This is a genomic window from Streptomyces sp. NPDC029296, assembly GCF_055569255.1.
This window is the reverse complement of record NZ_JBVHXT010000005.1, coordinates 41,354-56,077: the sequence shown is the minus strand read 5'-3', so window position 1 is coordinate 56,077 and position 14,724 is coordinate 41,354. Positions and strand designations below refer to the sequence as shown.

At 73.7% G+C, this 14,724-nt stretch carries 12 protein-coding genes and 1 pseudogene; 6 read left to right on the top strand and 7 right to left on the bottom strand.

The window, feature by feature from the left end:
- Positions 1–14: 14 nt before the first annotated feature.
- The gene (locus ACZ4W9_RS05960; protein WP_467933491.1) at positions 15–800 is read right to left on the bottom strand and encodes an ABC transporter ATP-binding protein; all 786 of its coding nucleotides are present in this window, start codon (positions 798–800) and stop codon (positions 15–17) included.
- An 80-nt stretch (positions 801–880) separates the two neighbouring features.
- On the opposite strand from ACZ4W9_RS05960, the gene ACZ4W9_RS05955 reads away from it, so the two are divergent.
- The 4 genes from ACZ4W9_RS05955 to ACZ4W9_RS05940 all read left to right on the top strand — a co-directional run bounded on the left by ACZ4W9_RS05955 (position 881) and on the right by ACZ4W9_RS05940 (position 5,997).
- On the top strand, positions 881–1,522 hold the full coding sequence (locus ACZ4W9_RS05955) for a TetR/AcrR family transcriptional regulator (protein ID WP_467933490.1): 642 nt from the start codon (positions 881–883) through the stop codon (positions 1,520–1,522).
- A gap of 123 nt (positions 1,523–1,645) precedes the next feature.
- Positions 1,646–2,494: a 3-hydroxyacyl-CoA dehydrogenase family protein gene (locus ACZ4W9_RS05950; protein WP_467933489.1), complete on the top strand. Its 849-nt coding sequence runs from the start codon at positions 1,646–1,648 to the stop codon at positions 2,492–2,494.
- A gap of 157 nt (positions 2,495–2,651) precedes the next feature.
- The gene (locus ACZ4W9_RS05945; RefSeq protein ID WP_014675024.1) at positions 2,652–2,975 is read left to right on the top strand and encodes an STAS domain-containing protein; all 324 of its coding nucleotides are present in this window, start codon (positions 2,652–2,654) and stop codon (positions 2,973–2,975) included.
- Positions 2,976–3,291: 316 nt separating this feature from the next.
- Positions 3,292–5,997 carry an ATP-binding protein gene (locus tag ACZ4W9_RS05940; RefSeq protein WP_467933487.1) on the top strand — a complete coding sequence of 902 codons (2,706 nt, stop codon included), beginning with the start codon at positions 3,292–3,294 and terminating at the stop codon, positions 5,995–5,997.
- A 348-nt stretch (positions 5,998–6,345) separates the two neighbouring features.
- On the opposite strand, the gene nucS is transcribed toward ACZ4W9_RS05940, so the two are convergent.
- Positions 6,346–7,017 carry an endonuclease NucS gene (nucS, locus tag ACZ4W9_RS05935; RefSeq protein WP_467933486.1) on the bottom strand — a complete coding sequence of 224 codons (672 nt, stop codon included), beginning with the start codon at positions 7,015–7,017 and terminating at the stop codon, positions 6,346–6,348.
- A 275-nt stretch (positions 7,018–7,292) separates the two neighbouring features.
- Between nucS and ACZ4W9_RS05930 the strand changes: the two genes are divergently transcribed.
- Entirely contained in the window at positions 7,293–7,685 is a 393-nt protein-coding gene (locus ACZ4W9_RS05930; RefSeq protein ID WP_467933485.1) for an SCO5389 family protein, read from the top strand.
- 138 nt (positions 7,686–7,823) lie between these two features.
- Here the strand turns inward: ACZ4W9_RS05930 and ACZ4W9_RS05925 are convergent, their stop codons facing one another.
- On the bottom strand, positions 7,824–8,852 hold the full coding sequence (locus tag ACZ4W9_RS05925) for an LLM class flavin-dependent oxidoreductase (RefSeq protein WP_467933483.1): 1,029 nt from the start codon (positions 8,850–8,852) through the stop codon (positions 7,824–7,826).
- A 222-nt stretch (positions 8,853–9,074) separates the two neighbouring features.
- On the opposite strand from ACZ4W9_RS05925, the gene ACZ4W9_RS05920 reads away from it, so the two are divergent.
- Positions 9,075–9,407 carry an ATP/GTP-binding protein gene (locus ACZ4W9_RS05920; protein ID WP_467933482.1) on the top strand — a complete coding sequence of 111 codons (333 nt, stop codon included), beginning with the start codon at positions 9,075–9,077 and terminating at the stop codon, positions 9,405–9,407.
- A 36-nt stretch (positions 9,408–9,443) separates the two neighbouring features.
- On the opposite strand, the gene ACZ4W9_RS05915 is transcribed toward ACZ4W9_RS05920, so the two are convergent.
- The 4 genes and pseudogenes from ACZ4W9_RS05915 to ACZ4W9_RS05900 all read right to left on the bottom strand — a co-directional run.
- Positions 9,444–10,331, bottom strand: coding sequence for an ABC transporter permease (locus ACZ4W9_RS05915; protein ID WP_467933481.1), 888 nt, complete (start codon positions 10,329–10,331; stop codon positions 9,444–9,446).
- Entirely contained in the window at positions 10,328–11,851 is a 1,524-nt protein-coding gene (locus ACZ4W9_RS05910) for an ABC transporter ATP-binding protein (RefSeq protein ID WP_467933479.1), read from the bottom strand. The genes ACZ4W9_RS05915 and ACZ4W9_RS05910 overlap by 4 nt, the downstream gene beginning before the upstream one ends.
- Before the next feature lie 268 nt (positions 11,852–12,119).
- Positions 12,120–13,055 carry a cellulose-binding protein gene (locus ACZ4W9_RS05905; RefSeq protein ID WP_467933478.1) on the bottom strand — a complete coding sequence of 312 codons (936 nt, stop codon included), beginning with the start codon at positions 13,053–13,055 and terminating at the stop codon, positions 12,120–12,122.
- A gap of 187 nt (positions 13,056–13,242) precedes the next feature.
- Positions 13,243–14,724 (bottom strand): annotated as a pseudogene (locus ACZ4W9_RS05900) (hypothetical protein); the annotation flags it as partial.

Here is a 14,724-nt window from a genome sequence, read left to right as displayed (position 1 = left end):
CGTTCCCGTCTCTCCTATACGGCTACGGGGGCGGTGTCGGCCGGGGCGGGCCCGCGGCCGGTGATGGCGAGGAACGTGTCCTGGAGGGTGGCGTCGAGCGAGCCGCCGTAGCGGAGCTTGAGCGCGCCCGGGGTGCCCTCGGCGGCGATCGTGCCCCGGTCGACGATCACCAGGCGGTCGGCCAGGGCGTCGGCCTCGTCCAGGTAGTGGGTGGTCAGGAAGACGGTCGTGCCGTGCTCGTCGCGCAGCCGGCGGACCAGCGCCCACAGGTCGGCGCGGCTGCCGGGGTCCAGACCGGTGGTCGGCTCGTCCAGGAACAGCACCTTCGGGCGGTGGGTCAGCGCCATCGCGATGTCCAGCCGTCGCCGCTGACCGCCGGAGAGCGCGCCGGTCCTGCGGTCGAGGAGCCCGGTGAGGTCCAGCTCCGCGGCCAGTTCGGCGGCGCGGGCGACGGCCCGGTCCCTCGGCAGGCGGTACATCCGGCCCTGGGTGACGAGTTCCTCCCGCACGGTGATCCGCGGATCCACCCCGCCGGACTGGGCGACGTAGCCGCTGGCCCGGCGGACCCCGGTGGGATCGGCCACGAGGTCGCGGCCGGCCACGGTGGCCGTGCCGCCGGTCGGCCTGAGCAGGGTGGTGAGCATGCGCAGGGTGGTCGTCTTGCCGGCGCCGTTGGGGCCGAGGAAGCCGAGGATCTCGCCCTCGTGGACGGTGAGGTCGATGCCGCGGACGGCTTCGACGGGGCCGGCTTTCGTGCGGAAGGTGCGGGCCAGGCCCGCCGTGCGGATGACTGCTGCCATGCCCACAGAAAAACAGAGTCCCTGAAATTTTGCAATGACTGCAAAATTTCATCGGACCCAGCGAAGTTAGGATGGCGGGCATGGCTGAAGGGCTCAGGGAGCGGAAGAAGAGGCAGACGCGGCAGTTCATCTCGGATGTCGCCACGGGGCTGTTTCTGGAGCGCGGCTTCGAGGCGGTGACCGTCGCGGAGATCGCCGAGGCGGCGAACGTCTCCGTCAACACCGTCTACAACTACTTCCCGGCCAAGGAGGACCTCTTCTTCGACCGCTCGGCCGGCATGGCCGACCGGCTCGCCCGCTGGGTCCGCGGCCGGGACGAGGGAGAGTCCGCCGCGCACGCCGTCCTGCGGGAACTGCGCTCGGAGGTCGAGGCCGTCTCGCCCCGGGTCGGCCTGATGCCGGGCTACGACCGCTTCATGCGGGTCATCCACGAGGCGCCGGCGCTGCGTTCACGGCTGTGGAGTCTGCAACAGGAGGCCCACGACATCCTGGAGGCGACCCTGCGCGAGGAGACCGGCGCCGCGGCCGAGGACCCACTGCCGGACCTGATGGCCGGTCAGATCTGCTGGGTCCAGCAGGCCGTCTTCGTCGCCATCGGCCGCGAGATGGTGGCCGGCCGCAAACCGGCCGAAGTATCACGAGAGGTACTCGTCCTGCTGGACGACATCGAGGACCTGTTGAGTGAAAACGTCCTCAACTACGCCGTCCGAGGCGAGGTCTGACCCCTGCCGGTGTGATGTCCGTCAATTGAGACGTGACGCGCGTTACTTACCGGTCACACGGCGCCGCCGGAGCGCTATGGTCCGCCGGAGAGGCAGACGTTCAGCGCGTTCAAGGGAGTCGGAGTGGCACGGAAGCTTGCCGTCATCGGGGCCGGGCTCATGGGATCCGGTATCGCTCAGGTCGCCGCCCAGGCCGGCTGGGAGGTCGTGCTGCGGGACGTCACCGACGAGGCGCTCCGGCGCGGCACCGACGGCATCAGGGCCTCGTACGACAAGTTCGTCGGCAAGGGCAAGCTGGCGGCCGAGGACGCCGAGGCGGCCCTCGCCCGCATCACCCCGACCACCGACCTGGACGCCGCCGCCGACGCGGACGTCGTCGTGGAGGCCGTCTTCGAGAAGCTGGAGGTCAAGCACGAGATCTTCCGCGCGCTCGACAAGCTCGTGCGCGAGGACGCCGTGCTCGCCTCCAACACCTCCGCCATCCCGATCACCAAGATCGCGGCGGCCACCGAGCGCCCCGAGCGGGTCGTCGGCGTCCACTTCTTCTCGCCGGTGCCGATGATGAAGCTCGTCGAGCTGGTCCGCGGCTACAAGACCAGCGACGAGACCCTCGCCACCGCCCGGGAGTTCGCCGAGTCCGTCGGCAAGACCTGCATCGTCGTCAACCGCGACGTGGCCGGCTTCGTCACCACCCGGCTCATCTCCGCCCTCGTGGTGGAGGCGACCAAGCTGTACGAGTCCGGCGTCGCGACCGCCGAGGACATCGACCTCGCCTGCAAGCTGGGCTTCGGCCACGCCATGGGCCCGCTCGCCACCGCCGACCTCACCGGCGTGGACATCCTCCTGCACGCCGCGAGCAACATCTACACCGAGTCCCAGGACGAGAAGTTCGCCCCGCCGGAGCTGATGCGCCGGATGGTGGACGCCGGTGACATCGGCCGCAAGAGCGGGCAGGGCTTCTACACGTACTAAATCCCCCACGCCGTCACATACGCCCCGGGCGTATCACTCCCGGGGGTGAATTCGGTATCGGTTCGCTTACAAACAGCAACCGCATCGCCACCCGCACAGTCAGACGGGGCACAGCATCCGTCACCGAGACGCCAACCGCACTCAACGGGGAGCGCATATGCACATCAGGGGCGACCACGCCGAGCTGGTCGTCGGGGGCCGCCTCGACGTCCGCAGCGCGGCGGACGCCCGTACGGCCCTGCACTCGGCCGTCGACACCGGAGTCGGCGACCTGGTGCTCGACCTGTCCGAACTGGATTCCTGGGACGCCACCGGACTCGGCGTGATCATGGGTGCCCACCGGCGGGCCGGCCGCTGCGGGCGCCGGCTGGTGCTGCGGGGCGTGCCCCCGCAGATGCAGCGCCTGCTGGTGGCCACCCGGCTGCACCGCATCCTGGCCATCGAGGGCGGCATCGGCGTGGAGTCGCTGCCCCGGGTCTGAGGCACCCGGGTCTGAGGCACCCGCGAGGCCGGGACGCGCGGGGTGTGCGGCGCGTACGGGTGAACCGGCGCGCAGCGGCCCGACCCTGGCGCATCCGCCGGCGCGCACGTCGGGGAAAATCCTCCCAAGACCGTGACGTCTCGGACGGCATGGCACCCCGCCCTGTCGGAGACACCCGGTGACGGTTTAGTGTGCGGTCGCCCGCCGTCTCGCGACCCTCGACCGAGCGGGCCCGGACCAGAAGCGACAGCGCGGTGTGCGACAAGGCCGGGAGGGCCACAACACGGGCACACGACGCTTTTGGGAGCTTGAACCCATGGACCCGATCAACCCGGGACCCGAGGACCACGGCCAGGCGCACAGCCGCCGCCCGCCCCGGGACCCCCTCGCCTCCGACCTCGCCCCGGCCACGCCCGCGCCCGCCCGCATGGACCGGGTGGTCTGCGGCGCCCTCCAGCTGACCGTCAACCCGGTCGACGGCAGCGAGATCGAGCCCTGCCCGCCGGCCGAGCGCCCCGGCAGGCCCGCCAGGCGCACCGCCGCCGAGCGCGCCGAGGCCGCCCGGGCTGCCCGGCCGCCCGCGCCGGCCGGCTCCGCCCCGGCCGAGCCCGCGGTGCCGGAGCGGCAGGAGGAGCGCGAGCGCCTGACCCGGCTGCTGGCCCGGGGCCGCTCGGTCCGCCTCACCGGCCCGGCCGGGTCCGGCCGCACCGCCCTGCTCGACCTGGTCGCCGAGGACTGCCGCGACCTCGCCCCCGACGGCGTGGTCCGCCTGGGCGGCTTCCGCCGCACGCCCGGCGATCTTTTGCACGAGCTGTTCCACGCCGTCCACCACGCCCCCGGCTACCGCCCCGATCCGGACGAACTCCTCGCGCTCGTCCGGGAGATCGGCGCGGTCGTCGTCCTGGACGACCTGGAGTTCGGCGGGACCGCCCTGGACGAACTGCTCGACGCCACCCCCGAGTGCGCGTTCCTGTTCGGCGCCGCGCCCGACGTGCCCGCGCCCTCCGCCGAGGCGGACGTGGAGGAGGTCTTCCTCGGCGGCCTCGACCGGGCCGCCGGGCTGGAGATCCTGGCGCGGACCGCCGGCCGGGCGCTCACCGAGGAGGAGGTCAACTGGGCCGGCGACCTGTGGTTCGAGTCCGAGGGGCTGCCGCTGCGGTTCGTCCAGGCCGGCGCCCTGCTGCGGCAGCGCGACCACCTGCGGGCCAGCGCCGGCGCGGTGGACGAGTACGGCGTCTTCGAGGACGTGCGCAACGCCCTCGACCTGCCGGTCGAGCCGGCGGAGGAGGTCCCGCTGCCCTCCCTGGGCGAGGCCGCGGCGCCCGCCCCGCTGCTCGCCTCCCGGCTCACCGCCTCCGCCCGGGCCGCCCTGCGCTTCGCGGTGGCCCTCGGCGGGGAGCTGCCGCACCAGGCGCATCTGCCCGCCCTGGTCGGCGACACCCACGCCGACGCGGCCCTCGCCGAACTGCTGGAGTGCGGGCTGGTCGCCCCGGTCGGCTCCCGCTACCGGCTGGCGGCCGGTGTGCGGGCCCAGCTGGAGGCCGCCGGATACGCCGACGACGCCGCCGAGCACGCGCTGACCGCGGCCCGGCACTACGCCTGGTGGGCCGGGCATCCCTCGGTCACCCCGGACCGGGTGTGCGCGGAGGCCGACGCGGTGCTGGCCGCGCTGGCCGCCGTCGTCCCGCGTACGTCGCCGGGCGCGGAGGGCGAGGAGAGCGGCGCGGTACGGCTGGCGCGCACGGCGGCGCCCGCCTTCGCCGCGGGGCTGCACTGGAGCGCCTGGGAACGGGCCCTGCGGTCCGGTGCGGAGGCCGCCCGGCTGACCGGCGAGGTGGCCGAACAAGCCTATTTCCACCATGAGTTGGGCATCCTCGCGCTGTGCACCGGGCAGTTCGGCCGGGCCCGTGCCGAGCTGGAGGCGTCGAGCGGGCTGCGCGGCGCCCTCGCCGACAAGCGGGGCGCGGTGGCCGGCCGCCGGGCGCTGGCGCTGCTCGCCGACCTCGCCGGTGAGGTGCCGGGGGCGCCGGTGCGGGGACCGGCGGCGCCGGGGGCTTCGGCGCCGGGCTCCGTGGTGCCGGGGTCTTCGGCGCCGGTGGAGGAGGAGCCGGCGGAGGTGCGGCAGGACGGACCGGCGCCGGTGCCCTACGGCCTCGCGGGCGAGGCCCCGGCCACCCGGCAGCTGACGCGGCCGGTGCCGCAGACCGTGCCCCAGCCGGTGTCGGCGCCGGCATCGGTGCCGGGGGCGCGGCCCGGGGCACGGGGCGGCGGCCTGCGCCGGCTGGCCCGGCGCAACCTGGTGGCGGCGGGGGCGGGCGCCCTGCTCGCGGCCGTGCTCGGCACGGTCGTCACGCTCGGCATGACGTCCTCCGGCAGCAGCGAACGGGACCCGGCGGGGAAGGTCGACGCCAACCCGTCGGCGAGCCAGGGGACGGACGACGGAGAGTCGGGCGTGGGGCCGACGGACACCGGGGACACCGGCGCGCCCGGCGGCGGCCGGCCCACGTCGCCGGGGCCCGACGGCACGTACGGCACGGCGGACGACCCCGTCCCGCCGGGCGCCACGACGCGTCCGTCGGAGAGCGTGGAGCCGTCGCGTCCCGGCACGTCCTCCGGCTCGCCTTCGACGTCGCCGAAGCCCGGCGGATCGGGCGGTTCGTCCACCGGCGGCACGACGGGCGGCACGTCCGGCGGCTCGACCGGGGGCGGTGACACAGGTTCCACCGGTTCGTCCGGCGGTACGTCCACGGGGGGCGGCGGCTCGACGACCGGCGGCTCCACGGACGGCGCGGCCACGGGCGGCTCGACGGGGACCGACACCGGCGGCTCGACCGGTACGACGGGCGAGACGACGGGCGGCTCCACGGACGGCGCGGCCACGGGCGGTACGACGGACGGCGGCACCGACACCGGCGGCTCGACGACCGGCGACACCTCCGGCACGACGACCTCCGGCTCCACCGAGGGCACCACGGCCTCGGCGTCGCTCCCGGCCCCGTCCACGACGAACTCGCTGATCTGACCCCGCCCGCCGCCCCACGCCACGACGGGGAAGCGGCGGGCGCAGGCGCCCGTCAGACCATCGGCAACCCTGGCGCGCCGCGACGGCGGTGTCCGGCGGTGCCGGCCGGGGACCTGGGCAGGGCCGGCACCGCCGCCCCACGCCGCGCCGGCTGAGCGCCGTCGCGGTGGGGGTGCCCGGTGCCGGTCTGCCGGCGACGGTGTGTGTGGGCGGAGGCGGCCCCGTGGCGGGGCCGCCCGCGTCGGCGTCGGCGTCTTCGTTCCGCCGCGGCCCTGGCGCGCCGCGATGCCGGTGTGCGGCGGTGCCGGCCGGGGGTCGTCGCGGCGGGGACGACGGGCGCCGGGGTGGTCAGAAGAGGCGGAGTTTGTCGTCCTCGATGCCGCGGAGGGCGTCGTAGTCGAGGACGTGGCAGCCGATGCCGCGGTCGGTGGCGAGGACGCGGGCCTGGGGCTTGATCTCCTGCGCGGCGAAGACGCCGCGGACCGGCGCGAGATGGGGATCGCGGTTCAGCAGTTCCAGGTAGCGGGTGAGCTGCTCCACGCCGTCGATCTCGCCGCGCCGCTTGATCTCCACCGCGACCGTCTGCCCGTCGGCGTCCCGGCACAGGATGTCCACCGGACCGATCGCGGTCATGTACTCGCGGCGGATGAGGCTGTACCCCTCGCCCAGGGTCTCGATGCGGTCGGCGAGCAGCTCCTGGAGGTGCGCTTCCACGCCGTCCTTGATCAGGCCCGGATCCACCCCGAGTTCGTGCGAGGAGTCGTGCAGGATCTCCTCCATCGTGATGATCAGTTTCTCGCCCGCCTTGTTGACGACGGTCCACACGCCCGCGTCCTCGCCCGTCCCCTCCTTCAGCGTGCAGGGCGGCGACATCCAGTTGAGCGGCTTGTAGGCCCGGTCGTCGGCGTGGATGGAGACGCTGCCGTCCGCCTTGACGAGGATCAGGCGCGGCGCCGAGGGAAGGTGGGCGGTGAGCCGGCCGGCGTAGTCGACCGAGCATCGGGCAATGACGAGACGCATGGTCGGCAACGCTACTCGACGCGCGCCGGTGCACGCGATCCGCCCATCCCGCTCCCTGTGGATCGCCCCAATTGTCCCTGGAAACTCTTGTTCATCCCTGGCCGATAGTGAGCATGAGCCGACCGTTCCATATACGCATTCTGCTGGTGTGGTCACCGACCGTTGCCTACCGTAGGGACGGGAGGTTGCGGCCCCTGTACCGAGCGTGATCGAAATCGCGAACTCCCCCATCTGTCCGCCAACCCCTGCGCTTCGGGGGTGCGAGAGGAGAACCCATGTCGCTCGACGTCTCACCGGCCCTACTCGAACAGGCCGAGCGAGGCGAGGTCGACGATGCAGCATTCGTCGACTGCGTCCGGACCTCCCTGCCCTACGCATGGGAGATGATCAGCTCCCTGGTGGCCCAGCTGAAGGTGGACGGCGGATCCTTCGCCGACAACCAGACGCCCCCGCCGGACGAGCAGGCGCGCGGTCAGCTGCTGCGTGCGCTCGCGAGTGACGCCATACGCGGCGCGCTGCAGCGGCACTTCGGTGTGCGGCTGGCCTTCCAGAACTGCCACCGGGTGGCGGTGTTCCCGCTGGACGCCTCGGTGGACGAGACGCTGGCCCGCTTCACGTCGGTGCGCAGCCAACTGCTGAACCAGTCGCCGGAATTCCGGGACTGCTGACGCGGCCGCGGTTACGGACGGGACCGGATCGGGCAGCCGTCGGCCTGCCGCTCCGCCCCGCGGGAGGTGCATACGCCGTCGGGGCGGCGAGCCCCCGGCCGGCCCCGCACCGGGGCCGGCCGGCACGGGGCCGGGTGGTCAGCGCAGCTGGGGCAGTACCTCGGTGCCGAGCCGCCGCAGGTTCTCCTCGGTGGCCGCGAGCTGTCCCGAGCCCTCGACCATGAGGGCGAAGCGGCTGATCCCGGTGCGCTCCGAGGTGGCCGCGAGCCGGTCGGCGGCGAGCCGGGGGGTGCCCACCGGATGCAGCCCGCAGAGCAGTTCGGTGTAGGCGTACGGATCACGCATCACCCGCTCGCGCCCGTCCACCGTCACATGGGCCGCGAGCCCCTGGCGCAGCCAGCCCGGCATCGCCTTCAGCAGGGTTTCGGCCGCGTCCGCGCTCCGGTCGGCGAGCTGGCAGACCCCGGCCGAGACATGGGCGGCGCCCGCGATCTCCTCGGCCGGCCGGCCCGCCGCGCGGGCGCAGTCCCGCCACAGGGCGACCATCTCTGCCTTCTCCTCGTCCCCGACGTGCATGCCGAGCAGCATCGGCAGCCCGCGCTCGGCGGCCAGCCGTACGCTCGCCGGTGAGGTGCAGGCCAGGACGACCTCGGGGCCCGGGGTGTCCGTCAGGGCGTCCGACGGGCGGGGCACCACCGGCACCTCCCGGAAGGAGTACCGCTCCCCGGAGGCCGCCACCGACGGTTCGCCCAGCCAGCGCAGCAGCAGATCGAGGGACTCGGGGAACCCGTGTTCGTAGGCCTCCAGGCCCGCGCCGAAGACCTCCAGGTCCACCCAGGGGCCGCCGCGCCCGACGCCCAGCGTGAACCGTCCGCCGCTGGTCAGGTGGAGCAGCGCGGCCTGCTCGCCGAGGGCGACCGGGTGGGCGGTGGGCAGGACACTGACCGCCGTGCCGACCCGGATGCGGCGGGTGCGGCCCAGCAGCAGCGCGGCCAGGGTGACCGCCGACGGACATGTGCCGTAGGGCACGAAGTGGTGCTCGGCCAGCCATACGGCGTCCAGCCCGGCCTGCTCGGCGACCTCCGCCGAGCGGACCGCCCGGTGCAGGGCCTCGTCGGGGCCCTGGCCCGGGAACTGGGCGGCCAGCACAAAAGTTCCTACGCGCATCGCATTTCCTGCTTCCTTGGCTCCGACCCGGAGCTCCCCCGCCGGGCATAACCGTCTGACACGTGCCAAGGACACGGTCCCGCAGGGAGATTTGCCGATTGTCTGCAGAATGGATCGCTTCGGAGGGGGACTTGTGGGGGTTGGTTCCGTACCCGTACCCCGCTCGGCGCCGCGTAGGCTGGATGGCACCCGTGCTCCCTGTATAGCCCCGAGAGGTGTCCCGTGTCCCCGCGTCGCAACCGACCGAAGGCAGCCGGATCGTCGGGCCGGAGCGCCGAGGACGACCGCGCCGGCCGGTACGGCGGCTGGCAGTCCACGGAGAGCTGGCAGGGCGAGGACTGGAGCGTGCGGCATGTCGCCGGGGCCAGCGCGGAGGGCAAGACCTACCGCTGCCCGGGCTGCGACCAGCTGATCCCCTCCGGCGTCCCGCACGTGGTGGCCTGGCCGGAGTTCGCGGGCGTCGACGACCGCCGGCACTGGCACAAGGCCTGCTGGAACGCGAAGGACCGCCGCACCACGCCGGTGCGGCGGTCCCGTAACGTGCCGAGGTTCTGAGCCGTAGGGCCCCGTCCCCGCGACGTCCTCGCGGGGCTACACGTCGCGGCTCCGCAGCAGCGCGTACGTGCCCGCGTACACCGCCGCCGTCACGCCCAGCATGATCCACAGCGGGTCCCAGCCGGACGGGCCGGACTCGGTCAGGGAGTTGGCGTAGAAGACGCTCAGCTGGTTCGGGATCGAGTACTCGAACAGCCAGTCGCGCAGCTTCTCCATCGACTCCGCGACCATGAACATCGCGATCACGAGCGGTGCCAGCACCACGCCGATCATGATGGTGATGGCGCCCGCGGAGTGCCGGATGACCGAGCCGATGAGCAGCGAGAGCAGCCCGAGCAGCGCGATGTAGAGGCTGATGCCGACGGTGGCCTTGAACCACTCCGAGCCGCTCGGGGAGTCGGCGCCCGCGCCCTCCAGCATGGACACCTGGACCATCGCCACGAAGGCGGACGTGGCCAGGGTGAACACGAAGGCGACGGCGAAGAACACGAGCGACTTCGCGGCGAGCACCCGGGCCCGGCTGGGGCACGCGGTCATCGTCGTACGGATCATGCCCGTGCCGTACTCCGAGGCCGTGGTCAGCACGCCGAGCGTGATGATGCAGATGGAGCCGAGGAGCAGGCCGAAGAAGCCGAACGACAGCGGGTTCTCGCCGGCCAGGGTCGACGGGTCGGAGTTGGCCTCGACCAGCGCGCCGGCGGCGAGGCCGATGCCGACGACGAGCAGCACGAACACGCCGAGCGTCCACATCGTGGAGCGCACCGACCTGATCTTCGTCCACTCCGAGGCCAGCGCGTGCCCGAGGTGGGTGCGCACGACCGGGATGGGCGAGGTGTAGCCGGGGTACGCCCCACCGGGCGCCGCCGCGTGCCAGTCGGGCGCGGCGGCGGGGGCCTGCGGCATCGGGGGCTGGGGGGTGCTCATCGGGCGTCCTCGGGCTGGGTCGTCGGGGCGGCGGAGACGGGGGCGGCGGCCGGTCCGGGAGCCGGGGCCGCGTCGGCGGCCGGGCTCGCGGCGGGGGCCGGGCTCGCGGCGGGGACCGGCGGAGCGGCGGCGGGCGCCTGCCGCGGCGCGGGCGGCGCCGAGGGGGCCTGCGGGGCGGCCGGCGCCTTCTGGGTCAGCAGCGTCGGCCGGTCCTGCGCCACCGGCGGTGCCGACGGAGCCGAGGGAGTCGGCGCGGACTGCGGGGCCTGACCGGCGGCCCGGCCCGGTGCGTCCGACGCCCGGCCCGCCGTGCCCGAAGGCGCCGGTGCGGCCGCGGGGGCCGGGGGAGCGGACCGGGCGTACGGGTTGGGCGTTGCCGGAGCCGCCCCCGGGACGGCACCCGCGCCCGGAGCGCCGTACCCGTGCGCGTCCTGGCCGGGCGCCGGGGCACCGCCGTACGGGCCGCCCGCCGGCAGCGTGAAAGGCGCTTCGCCCTGCTGGGGCGGCGGCGGGGCGTACCAGCCCGGCTGGCCCTGGCCGGGGACCGGCACGGGCGGCTGGGCGCCGGGCGGCAGCGGCTGCCGGAGACCCGCCTTCTGGTCGACGGTCGAGCGGTAGTCCACCGCGGCCTGGGTCATCCGCATGTACGCCTCTTCCAGCGAGGCCTGGTGCGGGGACAGCTCCCACAGCCGGACGCCCGCCTCGTGCGCGAGGTCGCTGATGCGGGGCAGCGGCAGCCCGGTCACCCGCAGCGCGCCGTCCTGCTCGGGCAGCACGTGCCCGCCCGCCTCGGCGAGCGCGGAGGACAGCTTCTCCCGCAGTTGCGGCTCGGTGTCGGGGGTGCGGACGCGCGCGAAGTCGGCGGAGTTCGCCGAGATGAAGTCCGTCACGCTCATGTCGGCGAGCAGCTGCCCGCGGCCGATCACGATGAGGTGGTCGGCGGTCAGCGCCATCTCGCTCATCAGGTGGGAGGAGACGAAGACCGTCCGGCCCTCCGCCGCGAGCGCCTTCATCAGGTTGCGGACCCAGAGGATGCCCTCCGGGTCGAGGCCGTTGACCGGCTCGTCGAAGAGCAGCACCTGCGGGTCGCCGAGCAGCGCGGCGGCGATGCCGAGGCGCTGGCCCATGCCCAGCGAGAAGCCCTTGGAGCGCTTCTTGGCCACGTCCTGGAGGCCGACGACGCCGAGCACCTCGTCCACCCGGCGGGCCGGGATGCCCGACAGCTGGGCGAGGCTCAGCAGGTGGTTGCGGGCGGAACGGCCGCCGTGCACGGCCTTGGCGTCGAGCAGCGCGCCGACCTGACGGGGTGCGTTGGGCAGCTTGCGGTACGGGTAGCCGCCGATGGTGACCGACCCGGACGTGGGGTTGTCCAGCCCGAGGATCATCCGCATCGTCGTGGACTTGCCCGAGCCGTTCGGCCCGAGGAAGCCGGTCACGGCGCCCGGCCGCACCCGGAAGGAAAGGTTGTACACGGCGGTCTTGTCGCCGTAGCGCTTGGTCAGGCCGACAGCCTCGATCATGCTCCGCACCCATCGAAAAGGTTCAGGAAGGCGGGGCACACGCCCCCGTAAGGGTTAGGAGGATATCCAGGCGCTGACGGTTCCGCCCAAGAGAGAGTAAAGCCGGAGCGCCGCGCGGGGGGCGACGGCCGCGACCACCGGGCGTCCCGGCGCCCGGGGAGGACGTGGACGCTCTTGATCACCGGGCCTCGCGGTTTGCGGCAGGGAACGGCGAAGGGGCGGCGGGACCGGGCCCCACCGCCCCTCGCGGTGTCACCGTCGCATACGACTACCGGGACTGCTGCGCCGGGACGCTGCGGGAGACCGGCTCGTCGTCGCTGGACGTGCCGGCCGCGGCCACCGCGGCGCCGGTCAGCGTGGCGAGCATCTCGCGGACGTTGGTCAGCTGGGCGTTGATGCTGTCGCGGCGGTTGGTGAGCGCCGCCAGCTCCCGCTCCGACTCGGAACGGATCCGGTCCGCCTTGGCGTTGGCGTCGGCCACGATGTCCTCGGCCTGCCGCTGGGCGGTCTCCACCGTCTGGCGGGCCCGGCGCTCGGCGTCGGTGCGCAGCTTCTCCGCCTCCAGGCGCAGCTGTTCCGCCCGGTGCTCGATCTCGGCGAGCCGCTTCTCGGCCTTCTGCTGGCGCGAGGCGAGGTCGCGCTCGGACTGCTCGCGCCGCTTGGCGAGGTTGGTCTCGAAGTCGGCGGCGGCCTGCGCGGCCTTGGCGCGGGTCTCCTCGAAGAGGGCGTCCGCCTCCTCGCGCTTGGACTGCGCGTCCTTCTGCGCCTCGGCGCGCAGCTGGGCCGCGTCGGCCTTCGCCTTCTCGACGATCCGGACGCCCTCGTCCTCGGCCTTGGCCTTGCGCTCGGCCGAGTACGTCTCGGCGTCGTTGCGGACCTGCTGGGCCGCGGACTCGGCGAGGTCGCGGTGCTGCTCGGCCGCCCGCCGGGCCTCCTCACGCAGCTCCTTGGCCTCTTCCTCGGCCAGCCGCAGGATCTTCTCGACTCGCGCGCCGAGACCCGCGTACGACGGCTCGGCGTCCGTGATCTGGGCCTGGGCGTTCTGCGTTTCGAGGTGCAACTCCTCGATGCGCTTCTCCAGGGCGGTGATCCGGGCGAGAGCGCTGTCACGGTCGGAGACGAGCTTGGAGATACGTTCGTCCACCTGAGCGCGGTCGTATCCACGCCGCACAAGCTCGAAGCCGTAGGGGGAAGTGTCGCTCATGGGGTTCCTGTCGAATGAGACCGGTGAGTGAGGTGATAAAAGGAATCCTAGGGGCCGCAGCGGTGTGTCATCGAGCGGATACGGTTTTGATCTGGAGAATGGCACCTCTTTTGAGCGGCTGACCGTGGGACGGCTCGCCGAGGAGTCGGGCAAAGCCCCCAGAAAACACCGGAACCCTCCCCGAACGCTAGCCCTCTGACGCCTTGCCACCCGATCGGGGGGCGCCCACCGAGGCGCCCGCCTTGACCCCGCCGTCCTTGCCGGACGCGGGCGCCTCGAAGGACTCCAGCGCCTCCAGGACGTCCTGCACCCGGGAGATCTCGGCGTTGATGTCCTCGCGCCGGCGCATCAGGATCTCCAGCTCCCGCTTGCCCTCGTCGACGGTGCGCCGGGCCTCGCGGATCGCCTCCGCCTTCAGCTCCTCGGCCTCCTCCACCGTACGCCGGGCGTCGCTCACCGCCTGAGCCTTCAGCTCCTCGGCCTCCTTGACCAGGCGGGCCTTCTTCTGCTCGGCCTCCTTGAGCAGCCCCTCGGCCTTCTTCACCGCGGCGATCCGCACCTTGCCCGCCTCGGAATCGGCCTCCGTGACCAGCTCCCTGGCCTTCGCCTCGGCCTTCGCGAGCTGCTCCTCGGCGGCCTTGATGAGCGCGTCGCAGCGGTCGCCGGTGGACTTCATCGTCTCGGCGGCCTCCCGGCGGGCCCGCTCGTGCAGCTCCTCGATCTCCGTGGTGACCCGGTTGCGCAGTTCCTCCGCGCGCTCCCTTATCGCGGTGGCGTCCCGGCGCGCGCCGACCAGCAGCTCGTCCGCGTCCGTACGGGACTTCTCCACCAGCGAGTTGCCCTCGATGGTCGCCTCGGCGACGATCCGCTCGGCCTCGCTGCGGGCCGCGCCCACCATCGTGTCGGCCTGCGACTCGGCGTCCGCCGTGGTCTTCAGGGCCTGCGCCTGTGCCTCGGCGAGCAGCTTGTCGGCCTCGGCCGTGGTCTCCGTGATGAGCTTGTCGACCTGCTCGGCCGCCTCCGAACGCCGCTTGTTGGCGTCCTTGCGAGCCTCGTCCAGGGTCCGCTCGGCCTCCTGGCGCGCGGAGCCGACGAGCCGTTCGGCCTCGGCCTCGGCGTCCGCCTTCGTCCGCTCGGCCTCCGCCCGCACCCGCTTGGCGTGCGTCTGCGCGGAGCCGACCTGCTCGGCGGCCTCCGCCCGCAGCCGCTCGGCGTCGCCCGTGGCGTCCCCGATCAGCCGCTCGGCGTTCGCGACGGCCTCCGTGCGCACGCGCTCGGCCTCGGCCAGCGCCTCGGTGCGCACCCGCTCGGCCTCGGCGGCGGTCTCGTTCTGGAGCCGTTCGGCTTCGCTGCGGGCCTCGGTGATGAGGGTGTCGGCCTGGGTGGCGGCGTCCGAGCGGATGCGGTTGGCGTCCTCGCGGGCGTCCGCCCGGGTACGGGCCGCCGCCTCGTTGGCCTCGGTCAGCGTCTCCGACGCCTTCGTCCGGACGCGCTCGGCCTCGGCGGCCGTCTCCGTCCTGAGCCGCTCCGCCTCCGTGATCGCCTCGGTGCGCACCCGCTCGGCCTCGGCGGTGGTCTCGTTCTGGAGCCGTTCGGCTTCGCTGCGGGCCTCGGTGATGAGGGTGTCGGCCTGGGTGGCGGCGTCCGAGCGGATGCGGTTGGCGTCCTC